The organism is Sphingomonas vulcanisoli (genome assembly GCF_011761305.1).
GTDB classification, from domain to species: Bacteria; Pseudomonadota; Alphaproteobacteria; order Sphingomonadales; family Sphingomonadaceae; genus Sphingomonas_I; species Sphingomonas_I vulcanisoli.
This window is the reverse complement of record NZ_JAAOZC010000007.1, coordinates 31214-54741: the sequence shown is the minus strand read 5'-3', so window position 1 is coordinate 54741 and position 23528 is coordinate 31214. Positions and strand designations below refer to the sequence as shown.

At 65.3% G+C, this 23528-nt stretch carries 21 protein-coding genes and 1 tRNA gene; 7 read left to right on the top strand and 15 right to left on the bottom strand.

Features of this window, described 5'->3' with window-relative positions:
- Positions 1 to 7 precede the first annotated feature (7 nt).
- The 5 genes from FHS31_RS12840 to FHS31_RS12820 all read right to left on the bottom strand — a co-directional run bounded on the left by FHS31_RS12840 (position 8) and on the right by FHS31_RS12820 (position 5422).
- Entirely contained in the window at positions 8 to 997 is a 990-nt protein-coding gene (locus tag FHS31_RS12840; RefSeq protein ID WP_167074147.1) for a glycosyltransferase family 2 protein, read from the bottom strand.
- On the bottom strand, positions 994 to 2517 hold the full coding sequence (locus FHS31_RS12835; protein WP_167074145.1) for a hypothetical protein: 1524 nt from the start codon (positions 2515 to 2517) through the stop codon (positions 994 to 996). Before FHS31_RS12835 ends, FHS31_RS12840 begins: the two co-directional genes overlap by 4 nt.
- A 48-nt stretch (positions 2518 to 2565) precedes the next feature.
- Positions 2566 to 3507: a glycosyltransferase family 2 protein gene (locus FHS31_RS12830; protein ID WP_167074143.1), complete on the bottom strand. Its 942-nt coding sequence runs from the start codon at positions 3505 to 3507 to the stop codon at positions 2566 to 2568.
- A gap of 118 nt (positions 3508 to 3625) precedes the next feature.
- Positions 3626 to 5239, bottom strand: a complete 1614-nt coding sequence (tig, locus tag FHS31_RS12825; protein WP_167074141.1) for a trigger factor — start codon at positions 5237 to 5239, stop codon at positions 3626 to 3628.
- 98 nt (positions 5240 to 5337) lie between these two features.
- Positions 5338 to 5422, bottom strand: a tRNA-Leu gene (locus tag FHS31_RS12820).
- A 234-nt stretch (positions 5423 to 5656) separates the two neighbouring features.
- On the opposite strand from FHS31_RS12820, the gene FHS31_RS12815 reads away from it, so the two are divergent.
- Together FHS31_RS12815 and FHS31_RS12810 are read left to right on the top strand one after the other, a co-directional pair.
- A complete protein-coding gene (locus FHS31_RS12815) occupies positions 5657 to 5836 on the top strand; it encodes a hypothetical protein (protein WP_167074139.1) in 180 nt (59 codons plus the stop codon).
- 17 nt (positions 5837 to 5853) lie between these two features.
- Positions 5854 to 6060: a hypothetical protein gene (locus FHS31_RS12810; RefSeq protein ID WP_167074137.1), complete on the top strand. Its 207-nt coding sequence runs from the start codon at positions 5854 to 5856 to the stop codon at positions 6058 to 6060.
- Between the two features lie 7 nt (positions 6061 to 6067).
- On the opposite strand, the gene ruvC is transcribed toward FHS31_RS12810, so the two are convergent.
- From ruvC to FHS31_RS12795, 3 genes are all read right to left on the bottom strand, one after another.
- Positions 6068 to 6559: a crossover junction endodeoxyribonuclease RuvC gene (gene ruvC / locus FHS31_RS12805; protein WP_167074135.1), complete on the bottom strand. Its 492-nt coding sequence runs from the start codon at positions 6557 to 6559 to the stop codon at positions 6068 to 6070.
- Entirely contained in the window at positions 6556 to 6921 is a 366-nt protein-coding gene (locus tag FHS31_RS12800; protein ID WP_243843456.1) for an endonuclease domain-containing protein, read from the bottom strand. The genes ruvC and FHS31_RS12800 overlap by 4 nt, the downstream gene beginning before the upstream one ends.
- Positions 6922 to 7070: 149 nt before the next feature.
- Positions 7071 to 7814 carry a YebC/PmpR family DNA-binding transcriptional regulator gene (locus tag FHS31_RS12795; RefSeq protein WP_167074134.1) on the bottom strand — a complete coding sequence of 248 codons (744 nt, stop codon included), beginning with the start codon at positions 7812 to 7814 and terminating at the stop codon, positions 7071 to 7073.
- A 147-nt stretch (positions 7815 to 7961) separates the two neighbouring features.
- Between FHS31_RS12795 and FHS31_RS12790 the strand changes: the two genes are divergently transcribed.
- Complete coding sequence (locus FHS31_RS12790; protein WP_167074132.1) at positions 7962 to 8537, top strand: hypothetical protein; 576 nt, start codon at positions 7962 to 7964, stop codon at positions 8535 to 8537.
- Between the two features lie 323 nt (positions 8538 to 8860).
- On the opposite strand, the gene FHS31_RS12785 is transcribed toward FHS31_RS12790, so the two are convergent.
- The 7 genes from FHS31_RS12785 to FHS31_RS12755 form a co-directional block, all read right to left on the bottom strand.
- Positions 8861 to 9100 carry a DUF2312 domain-containing protein gene (locus FHS31_RS12785; RefSeq protein WP_167074130.1) on the bottom strand — a complete coding sequence of 80 codons (240 nt, stop codon included), beginning with the start codon at positions 9098 to 9100 and terminating at the stop codon, positions 8861 to 8863.
- 61 nt (positions 9101 to 9161) lie between these two features.
- A complete protein-coding gene (locus FHS31_RS12780) occupies positions 9162 to 9833 on the bottom strand; it encodes a peptidylprolyl isomerase (RefSeq protein ID WP_167074128.1) in 672 nt (223 codons plus the stop codon).
- Positions 9830 to 11395, bottom strand: a complete 1566-nt coding sequence (locus FHS31_RS12775) for an oligosaccharide flippase family protein (RefSeq protein ID WP_167074126.1) — start codon at positions 11393 to 11395, stop codon at positions 9830 to 9832. The genes FHS31_RS12780 and FHS31_RS12775 overlap by 4 nt, the downstream gene beginning before the upstream one ends.
- Before the next feature lie 120 nt (positions 11396 to 11515).
- Entirely contained in the window at positions 11516 to 14266 is a 2751-nt protein-coding gene (gene polA, locus FHS31_RS12770) for a DNA polymerase I (RefSeq protein WP_167074124.1), read from the bottom strand.
- Between the two features lie 207 nt (positions 14267 to 14473).
- Positions 14474 to 14653, bottom strand: a complete 180-nt coding sequence (locus FHS31_RS12765; protein WP_167074122.1) for a hypothetical protein — start codon at positions 14651 to 14653, stop codon at positions 14474 to 14476.
- Positions 14654 to 14987: 334 nt separating this feature from the next.
- Positions 14988 to 16157 carry an N-acetyltransferase gene (locus FHS31_RS12760; protein WP_167074120.1) on the bottom strand — a complete coding sequence of 390 codons (1170 nt, stop codon included), beginning with the start codon at positions 16155 to 16157 and terminating at the stop codon, positions 14988 to 14990.
- An 8-nt stretch (positions 16158 to 16165) separates the two neighbouring features.
- The gene (locus FHS31_RS12755) at positions 16166 to 16873 is read right to left on the bottom strand and encodes a sterol desaturase family protein (RefSeq protein WP_167074303.1); all 708 of its coding nucleotides are present in this window, start codon (positions 16871 to 16873) and stop codon (positions 16166 to 16168) included.
- 178 nt (positions 16874 to 17051) lie between these two features.
- Here FHS31_RS12755 and FHS31_RS12750 point away from each other — a divergent pair, with 178 nt between their 5' ends.
- The 4 genes from FHS31_RS12750 (at position 17052) to pepN (ending at position 23461) form a co-directional block, all read left to right on the top strand.
- A complete protein-coding gene (locus tag FHS31_RS12750) occupies positions 17052 to 18134 on the top strand; it encodes a CDP-alcohol phosphatidyltransferase family protein (RefSeq protein ID WP_341786355.1) in 1083 nt (360 codons plus the stop codon).
- Positions 18131 to 18955, top strand: coding sequence for an NTP transferase domain-containing protein (locus tag FHS31_RS12745; RefSeq protein WP_167074118.1), 825 nt, complete (start codon positions 18131 to 18133; stop codon positions 18953 to 18955). The genes FHS31_RS12750 and FHS31_RS12745 overlap by 4 nt, the downstream gene beginning before the upstream one ends.
- A 149-nt stretch (positions 18956 to 19104) precedes the next feature.
- Positions 19105 to 20658 (top strand): alkaline phosphatase D family protein, encoded by a 1554-nt coding sequence (locus tag FHS31_RS12740; protein ID WP_167074116.1) that lies wholly within the window; start codon positions 19105 to 19107, stop codon positions 20656 to 20658.
- Positions 20659 to 20863: 205 nt separating this feature from the next.
- Positions 20864 to 23461, top strand: a complete 2598-nt coding sequence (pepN, locus tag FHS31_RS12735; RefSeq protein ID WP_167074114.1) for an aminopeptidase N — start codon at positions 20864 to 20866, stop codon at positions 23459 to 23461.
- Positions 23462 to 23528: the final 67 nt, after the last annotated feature.

Genomic DNA, 23528 nt, shown 5'->3' with positions numbered 1-23528 from the left:
GGCGGGCTCAGGCGTCGCCTGCGGGATCGCCGATACGCTGGCGGACGACATAAATCGGGCGGTGCTTGGCCTCGACCAGGATGCGCCCGACATATTCGCCGAGCACGCCCAGGCTGAGCAATTGTACGCCGCCCAGGAACAGCACGGCGACCATCATCGAGGCATAGCCCGCGACGTCGATCCCGAACAGGATCGTGCGGCCGACAAGGTAAAGCGCATAGAAAATGGCGACGATCGCGATCATCGCGCCGACATAGCTCCATACCCGGAGCGGCACCGTCGACGCCGACGTAATGCCATCCACCGCCAGCTTCCACAGCCGGACATAATTGAACTTGGTGGTGCCGACTTTGCGCTCGGTCCGGTCATATTCCACCGCGGTCTGGCGGAAGCCGCCCCAGGCGAACAGGCCTTTCATGAAGCGGTTGCGCTCAGGCAATTGCTTGATGACATCGACCACCTTGCGATCGAGCAGGCGGAAATCGCCGGCATGTTCGGGGATCTTGTCGTCCGAAAGCCAATTGTGCGCGCGGTAATAGAGATCGGCGGTGAGGCGTTTGGGGAGCGAATCGCTCATGCGGTTGGCGCGGACGCCGTAGACCACGTCATAACCCTCACGCCATTTGTCGATCATCGCGCCCAGCACTTCGGGCGGATCCTGCAGATCGACGTCCATCGGCACGACCGCCTGCCCGCGGACATGATCGAGGCCCGCGGTCAGCGCCGCCTCCTTGCCGAAGTTGCGCGAGAAGGAGAGGCCGCGAATGCGCGGGTCACGATTGTGCGCGGCGATGATCTCGGCGAGCGTCGCATCGCTGCTGCCATCATCGATGAACAGGATTTCCCAGCCAAAGCCCGGCCCGTGCTGCGTGCGCAACCCCTCCAGGATCGGCAGGACGCGCGTGAAGAAGGGCCGGATCGCCTCCTCCTCATCCTTGACGGGGACGATCAGCGATAGAGTGATCGCTGCCTCGCCGGGGGTTGGCGCCTCGGTCATGCGCGGGGTCTAGCCGGTTCGGAGGAGGTGCGGAAGGCGCGGATGGCGGCGATCATCGCCAGCAGCGGCACGATCCATACGATCCGCTCCTGATAGCGGGTCTGCGGATTGGAGATCGCCCCGCCGAGAAAGGCGTTGATCAGGAAGGCGGCGGCGGTGAGCGCCACCCACAGCAGCAGAGTCTTGCGCGCCTCGTCCCGCTCCCGCCCGAGCCTGCGGATCGAGATTGCCAGCAGCGCGATCGCCGCCACCGTGGCCGCGGCATCGAGGGCGGCAAGGAGCCGCGTGGGCCAGAGATTGCGCCCCGCAATCGTGCGCCGCATCGTCGCGCGCCCGGCATCGGGGAAGTCGACGCCCGAGCAGCCCTGATCGGCGAAGCAATGTTCGTTGAGGATCAGCAGATCGAAACGGGTGAGTTGATCCAGCGTGTTGCGTGCCATCATCCCTGCCTGCCACAGTGGGTAAGCGGTAAACACCGCGCGGGCAAAGCGGCTGTCCTCGGCCGAGAGCCGCGCGCGCGTATCGGCATCGGCGGCGAGGAAGCCGCCGATCTTGGGATCGGGCGACCACAGCCAGAGATCGCTATCCGGAACGGCGGTCGGCCGGGTGCAGGCCGCGAATTGCTGGTCGCCACCGCAGCCATTGGCGATAAAGGCGCGGCCCGGGCCATCGACGATGAAGCGCGCGGTGAGCACAGGGGCGGCGGCGGGCGGCTTGCCCAGCGCCCTCTTGACCGCGAAATTGGTCACCATCACCGACAGCAATGCCAGCACCGTTACCGCACCGCCAATCAGCACGGCGGGCTTCGCCGTCCGCCACGGCACCGCCCGGACCAGCGCCAGCAGGCCGAGCAGCGCGGTCATCCCCGCGATGATAACGATGTGGGTGAGGTGCGCGGCGGCCGAGACCAGCAGCAGCAGCATGAGCGCCGGCCTTTCCCACCGCCGCAGATCGGGCGGCGGCCGGGCGATAAGCAGGAAGGCAAGGATGCCGAAGCCCGCCAGCGCATCGGCCAGCAGCAGGCCGAGATAGAAAGCGAGCGGAGACAGCAAGGCGAGAATGACCGCGATGCCGAGGCGGACGGCCAGCGACCGGCTGCCCATCGCGCGCTGGGCCAGCCCGATCAGCCACCAGGCGGTCATCGCCTGCCCCAGCACGAACAGCCAGAAGCCGCTCGTCACATAGCCGAGGTAGAGCAGCATCCCGAAATAGGGCGAGCGGCCCGCCATCACGCTGCCGCCGTTCTGGCCATCGCTGGCATGGACCTGCGGCGCGGCGATCGGGCCAACTGCGGGAGCGGACCCAGCGGGCGCCGGTGCGGCCTCGGGGCGGCTCCAGGCGGTGCGGATATGATGGCGGCTGGCGATCTGCACGGCGAGATCGGCGGCGCGCACATAGGCCGTGGTATCGGAGAAGAAGAACGGCTGGCCGTTGACCAAGGGCGGCCACATCAGCGCCAGCAGGCCGAGCAGATGCAGCCCCCAGCGCCGGATCGGAAGCCCCTGAAGATCGCCGGTCAAATTACCCCCCAAAGCGCGCGCCGAGCGTGGCGCGCGCCGCTTTGCCGGTCAAGCCGGGTCCGCGTCTCCGCCCGGCGCCGGCAGGCCCAGATACGCCAGCCGCCGCACCTCGCGCCGGCCGCGCACCACCGTGTCCAGGATCAGACCGGTAAAGAAACAGAGCACGCCGATGATCACCAGCCCGGTGGCGAGCACGGCGGTCGGCAGGCGCGGCACGAGGCCTGTGCGCGCATAAGTGATGAAGAGATCGAGGCTGATGCCGAGCGCGGCCAGCGTCAGCAGCGCACCGATCGATCCGAAGAACAGCACGGGCCGCTCGAGACGGAACAGGGTGAGGATGGTGCGCAGGATGCGCCAGCCATCGCGATAGGTGGAAAGCTTGCTCGCCGATCCCTCGGGCCGCGCCGCATAATGGGTGGTGATCTCGGCAACCGGCATCCGCAGTTCCAGCGCGTGAACGCTGATCTCGGTCTCGATCTCGAAGCCGGTGGAGAGGATCGGGAAGCTCTTCACGAAGCGGCGCGAGAAGACGCGGTAGCCCGAGAGAATATCACTGAAGGTACGCCCGAAAATCTGCGCGAGGATGCCGGTGAGCAAGGCATTGCCGAAGCGGTGGCCGCGGCGATACGCCTCCTCCACCTGATCCTGACGCGCGCCCACGACCATATCGAGTTGTTCGCCGGTCAGCCGCGCCACCATCGCGGGCGAGGAGGCGGCATCGTAGGTCGCATCGCCATCGGCCATCACATAGACGTCCGCCTCGACATCGGCGAACATGCGGCGGACGACATGGCCCTTGCCCTGCATCGCCTCCCGACGGACGATCGCGCCGGCGGCGCGCGCCACCTCGGCGGTGCGATCGGTGCTGCTGTTATCGTAAACATATATGGCCGCATCGGGCAGCGCGGCGCGGAAATCGCGCACGGTCTGCGCGATCGCGGCTTCCTCGTTATAGCAGGGCAGAATGACCGCGATGCGGGGCTTCGTCATGCTGTTGGAGCCTGCCCATCTAAACCGTTCGCCCTGAGCCTGTCGAAGGGCCGTTCTTCTTGACCAAGGCTGGCAGAAGGACGGTGCTTCGACAAGCTCAGCACAAACGGAAAGGAGATTAGCCCTCGGCCTTCGGCTTAGCTGCCTTCTTTGCCTTGGGCTTCTCGGCAGGCGCATCGGCCAGCTCTGGAGCCTCTTCCGCAGCGGCCTTCTTGGGCGCAGCCTTCTTCTTCGCGGCAGGCTTGTCCTCGGCCACCACCGCTTCATCGGCCTTGGCCGCAGCCGCCTTCTTCGCCGCTGGCTTCTTGACTGGCTTGGCTTCAGCCGAGTGATCGTGATCATGCTCGTCATGATCATGGCCGCAATCGGGGCCGTGGACGTGCGGCTTGATGTCGTCGCTCTCGATTTCCTCGATCGCGGCTTCCAGCTCCTCGCGCGTCACTTGGCGATCGCTGATCTCGGCCTTTTCAAACAGGAAATCGACGACCTTGTCCTCATAGAGCGGCGCGCGCAGCTGGGCGGCGGCGATCGGATCGCTCTGGATATATTCGATGAAGCGCTTCTGATCCTCGGGGCGGTACTGCTGCGCCGCCTGGAAGGCGAGGCGCTGCATCTCCTGATCCGAAATCTGGACATTGTTCTGCTGGCCGATCTCGGACAGCAGCAGGCCCAGCCGCACGCGGCGCTCGGCGATCTTGCGATAATCCTCGCGGTCGGCTTCCAGCTCGGCGCGCGCGGCCTCCTGATCGGCTTCGTGCGTCACCTCATGCTCCAGCTGCTGCCAGATCTGCGCGAATTCGGCCTCGACCATCGACGGCGGCACTTCGAAATCGTGCGAGCCGGCGAGCTGATCGAGCAGCTTGCGCTTCATGTGCGTGCGGGTGAGGCCGTTGAGCTCCTGCTCGACCTGCCCCTTGAACAGCTCCTTGAGCTTGTCGAGGCTTTCGAGGCCGAGCGTCTTGGCGAACTCATCGTCGACGGTCGCTTCCTTGGCGACCTTCACTTCCTTGACCACGACGTCGAAGGTCGCGGGCTTACCGGCCAGGCTCTTCTCGCCATAATCCTTGGGGAAGGTAACGTTGAGCGTGCGCTCGTCGCCGACCTTGGCGCCTTCGAGCTGCGTCTCGAAACCGGGGATCAAGCGACCCGCGCCGAGCTCGACCGCCATATCGGTGCCGGTGCCGCCCGGGAAGGCGACGCCATCGGCGGTCTTGCCGACGAAATCGACCACCACCGTATCGCCTTCGATCGCGGGATGGCCCTCGGGCGCCGCGGCCCAGCTCTTCTGCTGGGAGGCGAACCGCTCGACCTGCGCGTCAACCTCGGCCTCGGGCGCGGCCACGGTCAGCCGCTCCAGCTTAAGCCCTTCTATCGAGGGCGTCGGCACCTGCGGCAGCACTTCGAGCGCAACCTTGACCTCGACATCCTTGCCGGAGGTGTAATCCTCATCGAGCTGGACTTCGGGCTGCATCGCCGGACGCAGGCCCTTTTCGGCCATCAGATTCTGCACGCCTTCCTGAACGGCGGTGTTCAGCGCCTCGCGCTCCATCGCCGGGCCGTGCATCTTCTTGATGAGGTTGGCGGGCACCTTGCCGGGGCGGAAGCCCGGCATCTTGATCTGCGGCGCGGCCTTGGCGACTTCGGCATCGACCTTGGCGATGATGTCCTTCGCCGGAATGGTCAGCGTGTAGGCGCGCTTGAGGCCCTGGTTCAACGTCTCGACAGTCTGCATGGTCTCGTTTCTATCTCTCTTTCGGCGGGGACCCCTTCGCTTGCGCTCGGGAGTTGCGAAGCCGAAAATGTCCGCCGGACATTTTCCGTCTTCGCAACTGGTGCGGGCGAAGGGACTCGAACCCCCACATCTTGCGATGGCAGGACCTAAACCTGCTGCGTCTACCAGTTCCGCCACGCCCGCGTCAGGCCGGTCAGGCGGGCGTCCCTATAGCAGGCGTGGGGCGAGAGCAAGGTGCGCGCGGGGGAGTATTCTGGATCCGCTCGCGCGGATGGCGGCACCGGCCCGCACCCCCACCCGGCCTCCCAACGGCAGTATCATATGGGAGGCCGGGTGGTGGTGCGGGCCGGTGCGGCACTCTATTGCGTAGCTGAATCGAAAACTCATGCGTTGGAGCCCCGATCAAGGAGAGACAGCATGGCCAGCACACCCGACGCCCACCCCGATTCGGCGCCACCCGCCGAGTCCGACGATGTCGAGACCGTATCGACCGAAGGCACCCCGCGCGAAAGCATCGAGGACAGCGCCGGCACTGACGGCGGCACCAGCGGCACGGGCGGCACCAACCATCGCGGCGACCGCGATATCACCAGCTAAATTCAGGGAGACGTTCAATGAAGACACTGATGTTGGGCCTGCTCGCCGCGGCCACGCTTGTGACCGGCGCGAGTGCCGCCGAAGCGAAGCGGGGGCATGACAATTATCGCCATGGCGGTGCGCATCGCGGCTATGAGCGCCACCGCTGGAGCCACGGCCCCTATCACCACCGCCGCGGCTATTGGTATTATCGCCACGGCCACCGCTACCACGGCTGGCGCTAGGACGATCCTACCGGCCCACGCTCCGTCTGGCGCTCGCCAGATGATGGGCGTGGGCGATCGCCACCGCGAGCGCATCGGCGGCATCGGCACCCGCGATCTTAACGCCGGGCAGCAGGCGTGACACCATCGCATGCACCTGCACCTTTTCCGCCGCGCCGGTGCCGACCACGGCCTTCTTGACCAACCGCGGCGCATATTCGCCGACTTCCACGCCCGCGCGCGCCGCGACCAATAGGATCACGCCCCGCGCCTGACCCAACTTGAGCGTCGATTGCGCGTTGGTATTTACGAACACTTCCTCGACTGCGGCGCCGCTCGGCTGGTGCAGGAGCATCAGATCGTGGAGCGCATCGTGCAGCGCCAACAGCCGCGCAGACAGCGCTTCCTTGGCGTCGGTGCGAACCTGCCCGTTGGCGATGTGACTGAGCCGATTCCCCTCCGCCGCGATCACGCCCCAGCCGGTCGTGCCGAGACCAGGATCGAGGCCGAGGATGATCATCGCCCAAGCCCCTCCCCTTCAGGGGAGGGGTTGGGGTGGGGACGCCAGCGGCGATCCGGCGCAGCCTGCAGGGATGAGAGCAGGACTTCTAGAACCCCATCGATGTTGCCCATCACGTCAGCATTCGTGAAGCGGATCACTCGATAGCCGAGCGATCCCAGATAGGCATCGCGTCGCTGGTCGCGCCCGATATCCTGATGTGTATCGCCATCAATCTCGACGATCACGGCTTTCGCGGGGCATAAGAAATCCGCGATAAAGGGATCGATCGTAGTCTGACGGCGAAACTTGAAGCCGCCCAATTGGGAATTCGAAAGGCTGCGCCAAAGCCGCTTCTCCGGCTCGGTGGGGTTGCGGTGCATTGCCTTTGCATGATCGGCGAGTTCGGGATTTCGCTTCATTGTCGCCCCCACCCCAACCCAGTTGCAGGTAAACAGCGTCCCACGCTGTTTAGGCCATGCTGGGAGCATGGCCGACCTGCAACTCCTGAAGGGGAGGGGCTTAGTGCTTGTTACGCCAGTTTCTCCATCACTTCGTCGGAAATCTCGTAATTGCCCCAGACGGTCTGGACGTCATCATCGTCCTCCAGCGCGTCGATCAGCTTGATCAGCGTGGTGGCCTCGGCCTCGTCCACGGGCGCGTGGGTCTGCGGGCGCCAGGCGAGTTTGATGCCTTCGGGCGCGCCCAGGCTGGCTTCCAGCGCCTTGGCGACTTCGTGCAGGCTTTCGGGCGCGGTCCAGACCGAATGCCCTTCCTCGCCACTCTCGACATCGTCGGCACCCGCCTCCAGCGCGGCCTCGAACACCGTATCGGCGTCCCCTGCCCCCGCCGGATAGCTGATCAGGCCGAGCCGATCGAAGCCGTGGCTCACCGATCCCGGCGCGCCCAAATTGCCGCCGTTCTTGGAGAAGGCGAGGCGGACGTTGGTGGCGGTGCGGTTGCGGTTGTCCGTCAGCGTCTCGACGATCAGCGCGACGCCGGCGGGGCCGAAGCCTTCGTAGCGGATCTCCTCGTAATTCTCCATGTCGGAGCCCGAGGCCTTGTCGATCGCGCGCTTGATATTGTCATTGGGCATCGATTGCGCGCGCGCCGCGATCACCGCCGAGCGCAGCCGGGCGTTCATGTCCGGATCGGGCAGCCCCGCCTTGGCGGCGACAGTGATCTCGCGGCTGAGCTTGGAGAAAAGGGTGGAGCGCTTCTTATCCTGCGCGCCCTTGCGGTACATGATGTTCTTATATTTGGAATGGCCGGCCATTGCCGCTCGTCTCGCTCTGTTTCGATGGAATGGCGCGCGGTCTAGCGCCGCCGCGCCCGCGCTTCAATCGAGCGCGCCATAAACCATCTGCTAACCATGTTTCGCCATGCCTGCGCGCGGGGCAATCCCGCCCCGAAAGGACAGGCCATGACCTCCATTTCCGGAAGCATGTCGCCCAGTGACCGGATCCAGCAGATGCTGCAATCCGCTGTCACATCGGGCACGGTCAAAACCGCCGACCAGGGCGCCCTCTCCGGCGCGATCACCGATATCGATACGGCGCTGCAATCGGGCGGCCCCTCGTCCACGGCGCTGACCCCCTCCAGCATGAAGAGCAAGGTCGACGGACTCGTCGATCAGGAGGTGAAAGACGGCAAGCTCACCAGCGATCAGGCCGATGAGCTGAAGCAGCTATTCGCCAAGGCGACCCAGGGCGCGGGCCATCATCACGGGCACCACGTCAAAGCCTCCGGCGACAGCAGCGCGATCGACGATATAACATCGACCGATACCGATCCGACGAGCCTCACCGCGACCGGCACCTCTGCCTCTTCGAGCAGCACGGGTTCCTCGAACACGGACAGTCTGACCGCGAGCATCGAAAACCTGATCACGGCGCTGAAACAGCTCGAAACCGCGACCAGCAGCGCGACCAATTACACTGCCAGCGGGACGAGCGCGGGCAGCCTCACGCAGAACCTGCTGGTCAACGCGACCGCATGACGACGAAAAATCCCGCGAGGCGAAAGCCGGGCGGGGACTGGACGGAGGGTCCAGTTACCGACGGGGTAGGGGCCCGTCACATGCGGCCGGCCAGTCCGCATATCCGCACCAGCTCCCCTGGGGGGCAGAGCATGGCTGACCGCCCTTCCCGCGCATGATTTGCCGCCAAATGTCGCCAATGTTGCGGCGGCGTAACAGGGGCCTCTGCGCCTCCGACCCCCACTCCGTTTGCCCTGAGCTTGTCGAAGGGCCGTACTTCCTTGAGCTCAACAAAAAGAACAGTGCTTCGACAAGCTCAGCACGAACGGATTTGATGTAACCGTTCAGCTCAGCCCCAGTGCCGCCTTGTAGGTGTCGAGCAAAGCCTCCGCCTCATCGCGGGCATGCTTTTCCATTTTCCGCAGGCGAACGATCGCGCGCATGGTCTTGGTATCGTAGCCCTGGCTCTTCGCCTCGCTGTAAACGTCGCGGATATCGTCGGCCATGCCCTTCTTCTCTTCCTCCAGCCGCTCGATCCGCTCGATGAAGAGGCGCAGCTGATCGGCCGCGATGATGTCGCTCATGATTCTTTCCGATGTCCCGTGAATGTCAGGCGGCGCGGACTAGGGGGCCTGTCCCGCCCGGTCAATCAGTGCGGCGCGCGGTCAATATCTTGATTGGCTGGACGAGCATCTGGCCTTTCATCGTTGCAGGCCCGGCGGTGGCGGACGTCGGCTCGTCGAGAATCCTTTTCACGATATCCATGCCCTCGATGACATGGCCGAAGGCGGCGAAACCCTGATTGTCGCCGGGCTGCTTGGGATCGGCGTCCATCGTCGAGAGATCGCCGATGACAATGAAGAAATCGCCCGTCGCCGTCCCCGGCGCGCCGCGCGCGAAGCTGATCGTGCCATCGGTATGGCTGAGGCCGGTCTTGCTGGTCGGCTCATGCGGGATGGCGGGGAGGACGCGCTTGGGATCGTTGCGCGGGCCGCCCTGGATCAGCCCGTAGCCGGGCGCGACCTTGACCGCCCGATAGAAAACGGTGCCATCGAGCCGCTTCTGATCAACATATTTGAGGAAATAGCCCGCCGAGATCGGCGCGCGCTGCTTCTCGATCGCCAGCGTAATCGGGCCCTCGCTGGTGGTGAGGCGGACGTGGACGACGGCATAAGCCGGCGGCGACGGCGGGGTCGGCGTCGCAGCGGTGGGCGGCGGCGCGGTGACGGGGGGTGGCGCTGTCGGCTCGGCGGGCGGCACCTGTGCGAACGCGGGCGCCGCAACCGATAGGGCCAATGCCGCGATCCAGATCCTCATGCCGTCGCTCCCGCCCGCGCGTCCTTCTTGAAGCGGAACAGCGCGCGATCCTGTTCCTTGAATCCCCAATACCAGATGATCGCACCGTAGGTTCCGAGAATCACCGGCACGCCGACCGCCAGCTCCACCCACTCGAGCTTATGCTGCAGCCGCGTCACCGCCCAGCCGACCACGCCCGCCACCAGAGCGGCGCCGACCAGCGGCCATCGCCAGCCATTTACCCGCGCGCCGAGCAGCCGGGCGAGCAGCCACGCCTTGGCGATCGAGGCGAGCCCCAAGCCCAGCATCAGCGCGATAGCGGGCCCGGCGGCGGCGATGGCATCGTCCTTTGGCGCGGGCCGGGGCGCGACCCAGCCTTCCGCCGCCAGATGCGGCAGCGCCGCGCGCAGCATCCAGACAAAGATTACCGAGAAAACCACCTGCAGCACGATCATCGCGGTCGAGATCAGCAGGTTGCGCTTGGGCGCGACATAGATCAGCGCGGCCTCCGATACGACCGCGGTGGCGGCGATCGCCTCGGCCGCGAGCAGCACGGCCAGCGCGCCCGTGCCGCCGACAAAGCTCGGCCCGACCAGCCCCATCACCGCCTTGCCGGGGATCGAGAGCGCAAGCGCGATGCCGACCTGCGCGGCGATGATCCAGAAGCCGACCTGCCGAACCTGCTTGGCGACCGCTGCCTTGTTGTCGTCCGCCAGATTCTGGGTGATCACCGGCCCGAGGATCGGATCGAAGCTGGTCTTGAGCTTCTGCGGCAAGGAAGCGACCTGCTGCGCGACATAATAGATACCGACGATCGCGGGGGTGAAGAACAGCCCCAGCATCGCGATATCCAGGCGGCGCGATCCCCACTCGATCGCATCCGCGCCCGCCAAAGGCAGATTCTTCATCGCGATCTTCTGCAGGCGCAGCGGCTCGGGCCGCCAGCCCTTCGGCCAGCCGTAGCTGCGGATCAGCGGCCACAGCGAGGCGACGAGCGCGGCGATGGCGGACGCGCCGTATGCCAGAATCAGCCCATCCCGCTTCGAATAGAAAGCGAAGCCGAAGGCGGCGATGCTGATTACCCACGGTTCGATCAGTGAACGCGCTCGCACCGTCGCGCCGATATCCTGCCGATAGGCCATCGCCGCCAGCGCGATATCGGAGCCAGCCCAGCAAAAGATGCTCAGCGCCAGCATCCGATCGCGCCCGTTGATCGGGCTGTTGGGGAACATGATCTGCGGCACCGCGATCAGCACCGCCGATGCGACGATCGAGGCGAGGAAGCCGACCAGAATCCCATCCCAGACGACATGGGCATGTTCGCGATGCGTGAGCGAAAGCTGCTGCGCGAGCCCGCGCTTCAGCCCCATCGTTGCGAGCTGGCCCGCGAATTCAACGATGATCGTGGCGTAGGCGAAGCGGCCGAGCGCGTCGGCGCCGTACCAGCGGCCGGCGATGAACAGGAAGGGCAGCCGCGCCGCGAGGCGGAGGAGGAAGCCGAAGAAATTGGTCCGCCCGCCCTTGGCCAGCGCATCGATATCGCCGGGGCCGGTGGGGGGTGCAGGGGCTTCGGGATCAGTCACGGTTGGAGCAGATAAAATCCGTTCGTGCTGAGCTTGTCGAAGCACTGTCCTTCTTTTCTCCACCGAGCAGAAAGGAAGAGCAGCCCTTCGACAGGCTCAGGGCAAACGGGTTCGGGCAAATCAATGCGCCGCGCCCCAGCTAAGGCCGGTGCCGATCTCGACGCCCAGCGGCACCGACAGCGAGACATGCGGCTCGGCGGCGTTTGCCATCACCGCGCGGATCGTTGCCTTGGCGGTTTCCACCTCCGCATCCGGCACCTCGAACACCAGTTCGTCATGCACCTGCAGCAGCATCCGCGTGCCGCTCAGCCCCGCCTCCATCAGCGCCGCCGGCATCCGCACCATCGCGCGCTTGATGATGTCCGCGCAGGTGCCCTGGATCGGGGCGTTGATCGCCTGACGCTCGGCCGACTGGCGCTCGCCGACCGTCTTGCCCTTGATGCCGGGCAGGTGCGTCTTGCGGCCGAAGAGCGTGGTGACGAAGCCTTTCTCGCGGACTTCGTTGATCGTCGCGGCGATATAATTCTTCACGCCGGGGAAACGATCGAAATAGCGATCGATGATCGCCTGCGCCTCGCCGCGATCGACGCCCAGCCGCCCCGCCAGCCCCCAGGAGGAGATGCCGTAGAGGATCGCGAAGTTGATCGTCTTCGCCTTGCCGCGCGTGTCGCGGTTGACCTCGCCGAACAATTCTTCGGCGGTGAGATTGTGGATGTCGGTGCCCGCCGCGAACGCTTCGCGCAGTTGCGGTACATCGGCCATGTGCGCGGCGAGCCGCAGCTCGATCTGCGAATAATCGGCCGAGAGCAGGACATGGCCCGGCGGCGCGACGAACGCCTCGCGGATCCGGCGGCCTTCCTCGGTGCGGATCGGGATGTTCTGCAGGTTGGGATCGGTGGAGGACAGCCGCCCGGTCTGCGCCACCGCGAGGCTGAAACAGGTGTGGACGCGGCCCGTCGTTGTGTTGATCTCTTCCTGCAGCGCATCGGTGTAGGTAGACTTGAGCTTGGTCAGCTGCCGCCAGTCGAGCACCAGCCGCGCGACCTCGATGCCCTCCGCCGCCAATCGCTCCAGTTCGGTGACGTCGGTCGAATAGACGCCCGACTTGCCCTTGCGCCCGCCGGTGAGGCCGAGGCGATCGAACAGCACTTCGCCCAATTGCTTGGGGCTGCCGATCGGGAACGGCCCGCCCGCCGCTTCGTGGACGCGCGCCTCGAGCTTTATGATCGCCTCGCCGAACTCGGTGGAGAGCTTATGCAGCTCGGCGCGATCGACGAGGATGCCAGCGCGCTCCATCTCGGCGACGACGGGCACCAGCGGCCGATCGACCAGCTCGTACACGCGCGATGCCGCCTCGCGCGTCAGGCGCGGCTTGAGCCGCTTCCACAGCCGCAGCGTAACGTCCGCATCTTCAGCCGCATATTCGGTGGCACGATCGAGCGGCACCTGATCGAAGCTGATCTGCGCTTTGCCCGTGCCGCACACCGCCTTGAACTCGATACAGGCGTGATCGAGGTGCCGCTTGGCGAGATCGTCCATGCCATGCCCGCCCAGGCCCGCATCGAGATCGTAGCTCAGCAGCATCGTGTCATCATAGGGCGCGATATCGACGCCGTGGCGGCGGAACATGATCAGATCATATTTGAGGTTCTGGCCGATCTTGAGCACCGCCGGATCCTCCAGCAGCGGCTTGAGCTTGGCCATCACCAGATCGAGCGCCAATTGCGCGGGCTTCTCGCTGAGCAGATCGCCGCCAGCCGCGCCATGCGCGATGGGGATGTAGCAGGCCTTGCCCGAAGCATGTGCGAGGCTGACGCCGACCAGGCCCGCGCTGATGCAATCGAGCGCGTCGGTCTCGGTATCCACCGCCACCACGCCCGCCGCGAACCCCGCCGCGATCCAGCGATCGAGATCGGCCTCGGTGGTGACCGTCTCATACTCCTTATGGACGAACGGCGGCTCGTCCTCGACGCGGGTCGGCATCGCCGCCGCGGCTTCGACGCCGCCCAGCTTGCCAAGCAAAGAGCGGAAGCCCTGTTCGGTGAGGAATTCGCGCAGCGGCTCCTCGGGAATGCCCTTCATCGCCAGCGCTTCCAGCGGCTCGGGCAGCGCGCGATCACAGACCAGCCGGACGAGTTCGCGGCTGAGGCGCGCGTTGTCGGCATGGTCGATCAGCGATTGCGAAAGCTTGGGTTTCTTGATCTCGGGCGCGGCGGCCAGCACCGCCTCCAGCGTGCCATAGGTCTTGATCAGCTCGCTCGCGGTCTTGGGGCCGACGCCCGGCACCCCCGGCACATTGTCGACGCTGTCGCCCATCAGCGCGAGCACGTCGCCCAATTGCTCGGGCTCGACGCCGAACTTCTCGCGGACATGCTCCCGGCCCAGCCGCCGGTTGTTCATCGTATCGAACAGATCGACGCGATCTTCGGCATCGATCAGCTGCATCAGATCCTTGTCGGACGAGACGATCGTGACCCGCCAGCCCTCCGCGAGCGCGGCGGTGGTGTAGCAGGCGATGATGTCGTCCGCCTCCAACCCTTCCTCTTCGATGCACGGCAGGGAGAAGGCCCGGGTGGCGGTGCGGATCAGCGGGAATTGCGGGACGAGGTCTTCGGGCGGCGGCGGGCGGTGCGCCTTATACTGATCGTACATATCGTTGCGGAACGTATGCGACGAGGCATCGAGGATCACCGCGAGGTGCGTCGGCCCATCGGCCGCGTTCAGCTCCTCGACCAGCTTCCACAACATCGTCGTGAAGCCATAGACCGCACCCGCGGGCTGGCCGTGGCGATTGGTGAGCGGCGGGAGGCGGTGATAGGCCCGGAAAATATAGCCCGAGCCATCGATCAGATAGAGGTGGTTGGCAGCCATCGCCCGCCATCTAGCAGGGAGCGGTTGGCGAGGCGAGGCGGCTTTCGGCGAGTGGAGGGATTGGACCAAAGCCCTCTCCCGCTTTCGCGGGAGAGGGTTGGGTGAGGGTCTTCTTCTTCGGCCACAGCGACGAAAGAAGAAGACCCTCACCTCCCACTCGCTTCGCGAGCGGGCCCCTCCTCTCCCGCGAAAGCGGGAGAGGAGATTTTAGCGCAGCTTGCTGATCTTCAGCCCGTCGAGCTTGGCGCGCTCCTGGATCGATTCTTCGCTGCGCGTCATCGCCTTGCCGATCGCTTTCAGCGCCATGCCCTTGGCGGCGAGGCGGTGGAGCTTCTGGATTTCGTCGCTGGTCCAGGGCTGGCGGTGGCGGACGAAACCTTCTGCCATTTTTCGCTCCGTACGCCCTGAGCTTGTCGAAGGGCTGCTGTCTGTTTCGCCATCCAAGAAGGACAGGCCTTCGAAAGGCTCAGGCCAGACGGGATTGGTAGTTCCGGTCAATCCGCCTTGATCGCACCCTTGGTCGAAGGATTGGCCGCGATGGTCTTCTTGACCTCTTTCTTCGGCTTCTTGGCTTCCTTGTTGCTCTTCATCTGACCCTTGGCCATCGCGCTTCTCCTTGTTTGATCCGCTCTCGCGGATGGCGGCACCGGCCCGCTCCCCCACCCGGCCTCCCATAGCATATCCGTTGGGAGGCCGGGTGGGGAGCGGGCCGGTGCTGACCTTAGATCGCTTTCTCGTAGATACGATAGGTCTTGTTGATCTTCGCCTTGATCGTCTCGGCGATCGAATTCATGCCCTGATTGTCCTCGAGGATCCAGCCGATCTCGGCGCGATCGGCGCCGTAAAGCTTGTGCGCGTCAATGCGGGTCTGTTCGATCATCGTGAAGACGAGCTGGCTGGCCATGCGGGTGGACTGCAATTTCTTGCGCACGCCCATCAGCGGCACGCGCACCGATTTGGTCTTGGGTTTGCCCGACAGGCCGCCGTTGAGCCGCCACAGCAATTTGACGAAATTGAACGGGAAAAGATTGCCCTTCAGATCCGCCTGCAGCTCGTGAACATCGGGCAGGGTCATCATGAAGGCGACGGGCTCGCCATCATATTCGGCGATCATGATCAGATCCTCGAACACGATCGGCTTCAGTTTCTTGCCCGTGAAGGCAATCTCGCTCGGCGTGATCGGCACGAAGCCCCAATTGCTGCTCCACGCATCGTTCAAAATGTCGAGGATGATCGCCGCTTCCTCATCGAATTTCTTCTTGTTGACCTTGCGGAAGCTGATGCGCGGATTCTTGTGGCCGGCGGCGATGACGCGCTGGAGCATCTCATTATACGGGATGCGGATATCGATATCCCAGGTGTGCAGATCCTTGACCTTGGCATAGCCGGCGCCCTCGACCCACGCCTCGTAGCGCGGATCGTCATGCCCCATCATCACCAGCGGGGGATGATCGTGGCCCTTGATCAGCAGGCCGGGCTCCTCCCAGATCGACAGGCTGACCGGGGCGAGTACGCGCTTGACCCCCATGCCGCGCAGCCATTCCTCGGCCTTGGCGATCAATAGATCGGCGATCTCCTCGCTCTCGGCATCCAGGAAGCCCCAATTGCCGCTGTCGGCGCCGCCGCCCTTCTCCACCGGCATGCCCTGCCAGAGGCGATCGATGTGCGCGGAAATGCGGCCGACGACCTGGCCATCGCGTTCGGCGAGATAGAGCTGGACCTCGGCATGTTCGAAGAAGGGGTTCTTGCCCGGCGTGATCACGCCATAGGCTTCGCCCTTCAGCGGCGGGATCCAGTTGGGATCATCCTTGTAGAGCCGGAAGGGGAGATCGACGAAGGCCTTGCGGTCCGCCTTGGTGTTCGCCGGGCGGATCACGATCTCTTGGCTCATTCTATCCTCTATTGCCTGATGCGCGTGGCGGGATGGCCGGTGGCGACGCCGCCGGAAAGCTCGGCCACGGTCGGCCATTTCTCAGCGACTTCGGGCGTGTAGCCGAGGTTGAAGACGGTCGGGCTCTTCTGCTGATCGCTGACCTTGCCGAAATAGGTGCCGCCGAGGCGATCCCACCAGAAATTGGTGATGCCGTAATTGCCGCCCTCATTATGGAAATGATGCTGCATGTGGCGCTGCTTCATGTTGAGCAGCCACTTGTTCTTGGGCGTATAGCTCAGATGCTGGATGCAGTGGCAGAATTCGTTGAACGCGGTCTGGACGAGGCCCGTGCCGAACGCCGCCGCCGCCCCGCCGACGCCGCCGATCGCATAGCCCAAAGGCAGCGTGAAGATCGCTACGGTCGGGATCGTGGTGTGCAAGCCGCCGAACAGCACTTCAAGGTGGTTCGGATCCTGATGATGATCGTAATGGATGCGCTTCCACGTCGCGGCCAGCGGCTTGATCTTGTACATCCAGCTGCCGTGCAACACCCAGCGGTGCAGGCCGTACCAGGCGATCGGGAAGGCGACGATCGCCGCCGCCATCGCCAGCAAGGTCTGGCCGAGCGGTGCCGGGCGATAAGCATAGACGACAGCCATGATGATCGCGCCGCCGAGATAGGCGATGATCGCGGGATATTGGAAATAGGCGATGACGAGCTCACGCAGCGTCATCCGATCGAGATGATGCCGCCGGCTCCAGAAACCGCCCTTCAAAGCCTTACTCGCCACTCTATCCGTCCCTGAAACGCCGGCGCGCACGCCTGCCTACCATATGGTCAACGCCGCTGCCCGCGCAATGCGGCGGATTTACGGCCTCGCCACCGCCGCCCATCCTCTGTAGGCCTGCCAAGTGACCGACGCCGCGCTGCAACAATCCCCTACCATTGTCCCCTTCGGTGTGAACCGCACCTTGCTCTGGGGCATGACCAGCCTGGAGCGGCTGCGCCGGATCGCCGCGGCGCAGGGGCTGTCGATGGCGGATCACAGCCCCGGTCCGTGCCTGCGCGTCGATCTCGGCTATGCGTTCGATCCGCAATGGCTGCGCTGGGCGGCGGCACATCCGGGGCAGGCGGTGACGCGCGGCGGCATCCCGGTGATCGCGCATGTCCGTAAGGAGGATCCCGGCTTAGAGGCGCTCTCCCGCATCGCGCAGGAAACCAGCGAGATCGAGAATGTCGCGCTGCGCAAGCGCGAGCGGCCGTTCATCGAGCGGCTGACCCCCGAGACCGTGCCCGCGATCGAGCGCGCGAGCTATGCGGGCGCCTACAAGGGCGTCACCGATATCCTCACCAAATATCTCTGGCCGGAATGGGCGTACCACCTGACCCGCCTCGCGGCACGCTGGCGTCTGACGCCCAATATGGTGACCGGGATCAGCGCGATCTTCTGCCTGATCGCCACGCTTGCCTTCTTTCGCGGCTTCTACTGGATCGGTCTGGCGACGGGCCTGTTCATGATGATCCTCGATACCGTCGATGGTAAGCTCGCGCGCTGCACGATCACCTCCTCCAAATGGGGCAATATCTTCGATCACGGGATGGATCTGGTCCATCCGCCCTTCTGGTGGTGGGGCTGGGGCGTCGGCCTGTACTATTATGGCCGCCCCCTGCCCGAGGATGTCTTTCTGTGGTGCATGGCCGCGATCCTCGGCGGCTATGTCATCCAGCGGCTGATCGAGGGCGCGTTCATCACCCTGTTCGGCATCCACATCCATGTCTGGCGGCGGTTCGATAGCTGGTTCCGGCTGATCACCGCGCGGCGCAACCCCAACATGCCGATCCTGCTCGCCTTCCTGATGATCGGGCGGCCCGACTGGGGGCTGGAGGCGGTGGCAATCTGGACGATCCTGTCGCTGCTCGTCCACGTGGTGCAGTTGGTCCAGGCTTTGATGGTGCGGGCGCGGGGCGGCGAGGTGCGGAGCTGGCTCGGATGAGCAGGATCCCACCCCAAAAAGCTCCGCTTTTTGGGGGCCCCGGCTGGACCGCCATCCTGCTCGCGGGGCAGCGGCCCGGCGTCGATCCACTGGCCGAGGCCTTCGGTGAGACGTGGAAGGCGCAGGTCCGAATCGCAGGCGAAGCGATGCTCTCGCGGGTAGCCAAGACCTTGCTGGGAACGCCGGGGATCGATCGCATCGTGGTGCTGGCGCAGGAGCCCGAGGCGCTGTTCACCGGCGATTGCGCGTGGCTGGCCGACGAGCCCAAAGTGACGACCGCCCGCTCCACCTCCGGCATTGCCGCCAGCGTCGCGGCGCTCGCGGGAAGCGCCGCAACGCCCTTTCCAGTGCTGCTCACCACCGCCGATCACCCTTTGCTGACTCCCGCGATGGTGGAGGCGGCGATGGCCGGGCTGGGCGATGCGGACGTCGGCGTCGGCATGGTCGCGGCCAGCACCTTGCTGGCCGCTTACCCGGACAACAAGCGCACCTGGCTGCGCTTCCGGGGCGAGGCTTGGACGGGGGCCAATCTGTTCGCGCTCGGCACGCCCAAGGCCAAGCTGGCGCTGGAGGCGTGGAGCGCGGTCGAGCGCGATCGCAAGAAGGCGCTCAAGCTGCTCTGGCATTTCGGCCCGCTGCTGGCGATCCGCGCCGCGACCCGGACGATCACGCTGGCGGGCGCGCTGGCGCAGGCCTCAAAGCGGCTCGGCTTCCGCGCCGTGCCGATCGCGCTGCCCTTCGCGGAGGCGGGGATCGACATCGATAAGCCGAGCGATCACGCGCTGGCTGAGGCGATTTTGATGACCCGCGAAGCTTCCTGAACCGCTCATGCTGAGCTTGTCGAAGCATTGCCCCTCTTCCGACCGCCCTTGAAGAGAAGGACGATGCTTCGACAAGCTCAGCACGAACGGAGTGCGGGGGACGACAGGGAGGATGTCGTATAAGCGTCACTTTCCCGTGCAAAACTTTGATGATGACCGACTTCACACGACGCGATCTGATCGCCGCCCCTGCCCTGCTCGCGCTGGCCACGCGATCGGCCGCGATCGGGCCGCGCGATCCGTTCACGCTGGGCGTGGCGTCGGGCGATCCCTGGCCCGATGGCATGGTGCTGTGGACGCGGCTCGCGCCCGATCCGCTCACAAGCGACGGGGGCATGCCCGCGCGGCCCGTACCGGTGCGATGGGAGCTGGCGGCCGATCCGCAGTTCCGCCGCCTGCTGCGCCACGGCACCGCGATTGCCGAACCCGCCTGGGGCCATTCGGTGCATGTCGAACTCACGGGCCTGCTCCCTGGCCGGCCCTATTGGTATCGGTTCATCGCCGGCGGCGCGGTCAGCCCGGTCGGCCGCACGCGCACCGCGCCGACCCCCGGCGCGAAGGTCGATCGCGCGCGCTTCTGTTACGGCTCCTGCCAGAAGTGGGAGGTCGGCTATTATTCCGCCTATCATCACATGGTGGCGGAGGATCCCGACATGATCCTCTTCCTCGGCGACTATATCTACGAAGGCGCGCCCGAAAAGGGTCAGGTCCGGCTCCACGCCAATCCCGAGCCCAAGGACGTGCCCGGCTATCGCGTCCGCTATGCGCAGTACAAGACCGATCCGCTTCTCCAGGCCGCGCATGCCGCCGCGCCGTGGGTAACGACGTGGGACGATCATGAAGTCGCCAACGATTATGCCGACGATCTCGACGAGAAGAATTCGGACCCGATGGCGTTCCTCAAGCGGCGCGCCGCCGCCTATCATGTCTATTACGAACATCTGCCGCTGCGCGCCCATGCTCGGCCCGCGCCGGACGGCTTGACCACGCTGTATCGGACGATCGACTGGGGCGGGCTCGCGCAATTCCAGGTGGTCGACGATCGCCAGTTCCGCAGCCATCGCGCCTGCCAGCCCCCGGAGCTGATCGCCGCGCACAAGCAATATCAGGTCTATGTGCCAGACTGCCCCGAAATCCACGATCCGCGGCGGACGATGCTGGGAAGCGCGCAGGAAGCCTGGCTCAACGGCAAGCTCGGCAGCAGCCGGGCGCGTTGGAATCTGCTGACCCAGCAGACGCTGATGACGACGCTGAAGCGCGTCGATCCCGACCATCCCAAAAGCCCGGAGCCCGTCTATTCGGGCGATACCTGGTCCACCTACCAGCCGGCGCGGGATCGCATCCTGCAACGCTGGGCGGACGCCAGAACCCCCAACCCGATCGCGCTGGGCGGGGACATCCACAGCTTCTTCGCGGGAGACATGCGGCTTTCGCCCGATGGCCCGCCGATCGCCGCCGAATTCGTCGGCGGATCGATCACCAGCCTGTTCCACGATCCTTATCTCAAGCTGGAAGCGGCACGCAGCGGCGGCACGTATTCCGAGAATGAGGTTCGCGGCTACGGCCGCGTCGATCTCACCCCCGAGGTCGCCGAGATCACCTTCCGCGGCGTCCGCGATGCGACAAAGCCGATGAGCGATATCTTCGATGTGAAGCGCTTCACGGTGGAGGCCGGCCGGCCCGGGATCGCGGAGACGGCTTGAGCGGAGACTGAGGTGTCGCGGCCTACTGATCCTCCCCCGCCAGGGGGAGGTGGCGCCGAAGGCGTCGGAGGGGGAGGACGGCGGCGAATTATCAAAGGCATCTCCAACCTCCCCCTCCGTCAGCTGCGCTGACACCTCCCCCTGGCGGGGGGAGGATTGGCGGATACGCCTAGCGTTCGCGCGCCAACCTTCATACATCGCCCCCATGCTAGATGCCGCCACCGCCGTCACCACCCCCGCCATCATCCGCCGCGAGGATTATCGCGCGCCCGATTGGCTGGTGCCCGAGATCGCGCTCGATTTCCGGCTCGATCCCGCAGCCACCAGGGTCACCGCGCGGCTGACCGTCCGCCGCAACGGCGTTCACACCCATCCGCTCCGCCTCGATGGTGATGAGATCGCGCCGCTCTCGGTTTCGGTCGATGGCGAAGAACTGCACGATGCCTGGCGAATGGACGGGCCCGCGCTGGTCATCGATCTGGCGGGCGACGATCATCTCATCGAAACCGAAGTCCAGCTTTCGCCCGAAACCAACAGCAAGCTGATGGGGCTCTATGCTTCCGGCGGGCTGCTCTGCACGCAGTGCGAGGCCGAGGGCTTCCGCCGCATCACCTTCTTCCCCGATCGGCCCGATGTGCTCAGCCGCTACACGGTGCGGATGGAGGCGGATCAGGCCGCTTTCCCCGTGCTGCTGTCCAACGGCGATCATGTCGATGGCGGCGAACTGGCGGGCGGGCGGCATTATGCGCTGTGGCGCGATCCCTTTCTCAAGCCCTGCTACCTCTTCGCTTTGGTCGCAGGCGATCTCGCCGCCAACCGCGATAGCTTCACCACCATGTCGGGGCGGAACATCGATCTCGGCATCTGGGTGCGCTCGGCCGATCTGCCCCGCACCGAACATGCGATGGACGCGCTCAAGGCATCGATGGCGTGGGACGAGCGCACCTATGGGCGCGAATATGATCTGGCGGTGTTCAACATCGTCGCGGTCGACGATTTCAACTTCGGGGCGATGGAGAACAAGGGCCTCAACATCTTCAACTCGCGCTACATCCTCGCCGATCCCGAGACCGCGACCGATGGCGATTATGACGCGATCGCGGGCGTGGTGGCGCACGAATATTTCCACAATTGGTCGGGAAACCGCGTCACCTGCCGGGACTGGTTCCAACTCTCGCTGAAGGAGGGCTTCACCGTCTTCCGCGATCAGCAATTCTCAGCCGATCAGGGCAGCGCCGCGGTCAAGCGGATCGAGGATGTCCGCGCGCTGCGCGCCGCGCAATTCCCCGAGGACGCGGGGCCGCTCGCGCACCCGATCCGGCCCGAATCCTATATCGAGATCACCAATTTCTACACCGCGACGATCTACAACAAGGGCGCCGAGATCATCCGGATGCTCAAGCTGATCCTGGGCGAAGAGGCGTTCCGCGCCGGCACCGATCTCTATTTCGAGCGCCATGATGGCCAGGCGGCAACCTGCGAGGATTTCGTCACGGCGATGGAGGACGCCAGCGGCGCCGACCTCACCCACTTCCGCCGCTGGTATGCCCAAGCGGGCACGCCGCGCGTCAAAGCCTCGCTGATCGCCGAGCCGACCGGCGGCCGCGCCCGCCTCACACTCAGCCAGACCGTGCCGCCGACGCCGGGGCAGGATACCAAGCAGCCGATGCCGATCCCGCTGCGCGTCGCCCTGCTCGGCGCGCAGAGCGGCAAACCGCTGGGGCCGGAACGTCTCATCGTGCTGGACGAGGCGGAGAGCGAGGTGTTGTTCGATGGGCTGAGCGAGGCGCCGGTGCTGTCGATCAACCGCGGCTTCTCCGCACCGATCTGCCTGGAAACGGATCGCTCCGCCGCCGATCTCGCCTTTCTCTCCGCCCACGATCCTGATCCCTTCGCCCGCTACGAGGCGATGCAGCAGCTGATGCTGGATACCCTGCTCGCAGGCGTGCGCACCGGCACCGTGGAAAGCGAGTCGGTGGTCAAGGCGGTGCGCAACACGCTGACCGATCCCGGGCTGGACGCCGCTTTCGTCGGCGAAGCGGTGCTGCTGCCGTCCGAGGCCTTCATCGCCGAACAGCTGGACGAGATCGATCCCGACGCCATCGCCGAGGTGCGCGAAAGCCTGCGCCGCACGCTCGGCACCGAACTCGCCGATCTCTGGCAGGAGATTTATGCGCGCAACCGCGCCAACCGTTACGAATATACGCCCTCGGCCAAGGGCTCGCGCCGCCTGCGTTCCGTCGCGCTTGGGTATATCGCGGTTTCGGGCGATGAGGATTGGGCGAGCCTCGCACTGACGCAATATCGCGACGCCGACAATATGACCGATACGATCGGCGCGTTGGGGGTACTCACCAACAATGCAGCCCCGGAGCGTGAGCAGGCGCTGGCGGATTTTTACGAACGCTACCGCGCCGATCCACTGGTCATCGACAAATGGTTCACCACGCAGGCGCTCGCCAGCCACGGCGATACGGTGGGGACGGTCGAGGCTCTGGCCACGCACCCCGATTTCACCATCGCCAATCCCAACCGCCTGCGCAGTCTGGTCGGCGCCTTCGCGGTCAACCAGCGCGCCTTCCACGATCCTTCGGGGCGCGGCTACCGTTTCGTCGCGGATATGGTGCTGGCGGTGGACAAACTCAATCCGCAGGCCGCCGCGCGGCTGATCCCCAGTTTGGGGCGGTGGCGCAAGTTCGAGCCCAAGCGGCAGGCGCTGATGCAGGCGGAGCTGCGCCGCATCCTCGATGCGCCGGGCCTTTCGAAGGATGTGTTCGAGCAAGTCAGCAAAAGTCTGGGCTGATCGTTGTTAAGGCGAAATTAACTTTCTTATCAATGTCATAAGAAAGTACGCGAACCGTCACACCGAC

Coding starts and splice junctions, on each gene's coding strand:
- FHS31_RS12810 (WP_167074137.1), top strand. CDS start 5,854: ATGAAGACACTGATGTTGGGCCTGCTCGCCGCGGCCACGCTTGTGACC.
- FHS31_RS12760 (WP_167074120.1), bottom strand. CDS start 16,157: ATGAGCCAAGAGATCGTGATCCGCCCGGCGAACACCAAGGCGGACCGC.
- ruvC (WP_167074135.1), bottom strand. CDS start 6,559: ATGATCATCCTCGGCCTCGATCCTGGTCTCGGCACGACCGGCTGGGGC.
- FHS31_RS12800 (WP_243843456.1), bottom strand. CDS start 6,921: ATGCACCGCAACCCCACCGAGCCGGAGAAGCGGCTTTGGCGCAGCCTT.
- FHS31_RS12840 (WP_167074147.1), bottom strand. CDS start 997: ATGACCGAGGCGCCAACCCCCGGCGAGGCAGCGATCACTCTATCGCTG.
- FHS31_RS12745 (WP_167074118.1), top strand. CDS start 18,131: ATGAGCAGGATCCCACCCCAAAAAGCTCCGCTTTTTGGGGGCCCCGGC.
- FHS31_RS12765 (WP_167074122.1), bottom strand. CDS start 14,653: ATGGCAGAAGGTTTCGTCCGCCACCGCCAGCCCTGGACCAGCGACGAA.
- pepN (WP_167074114.1), top strand. CDS start 20,864: ATGCTAGATGCCGCCACCGCCGTCACCACCCCCGCCATCATCCGCCGC.
- polA (WP_167074124.1), bottom strand. CDS start 14,266: ATGGCTGCCAACCACCTCTATCTGATCGATGGCTCGGGCTATATTTTC.
- FHS31_RS12780 (WP_167074128.1), bottom strand. CDS start 9,833: ATGAGGATCTGGATCGCGGCATTGGCCCTATCGGTTGCGGCGCCCGCG.
- FHS31_RS12815 (WP_167074139.1), top strand. CDS start 5,657: ATGGCCAGCACACCCGACGCCCACCCCGATTCGGCGCCACCCGCCGAG.
- FHS31_RS12740 (WP_167074116.1), top strand. CDS start 19,105: ATGATGACCGACTTCACACGACGCGATCTGATCGCCGCCCCTGCCCTG.
- tig (WP_167074141.1), bottom strand. CDS start 5,239: ATGCAGACTGTCGAGACGTTGAACCAGGGCCTCAAGCGCGCCTACACG.
- FHS31_RS12790 (WP_167074132.1), top strand. CDS start 7,962: ATGACCTCCATTTCCGGAAGCATGTCGCCCAGTGACCGGATCCAGCAG.
- FHS31_RS12795 (WP_167074134.1), bottom strand. CDS start 7,814: ATGGCCGGCCATTCCAAATATAAGAACATCATGTACCGCAAGGGCGCG.
- FHS31_RS12785 (WP_167074130.1), bottom strand. CDS start 9,100: ATGAGCGACATCATCGCGGCCGATCAGCTGCGCCTCTTCATCGAGCGG.
- FHS31_RS12830 (WP_167074143.1), bottom strand. CDS start 3,507: ATGACGAAGCCCCGCATCGCGGTCATTCTGCCCTGCTATAACGAGGAA.
- FHS31_RS12755 (WP_167074303.1), bottom strand. CDS start 16,873: ATGACGCTGCGTGAGCTCGTCATCGCCTATTTCCAATATCCCGCGATC.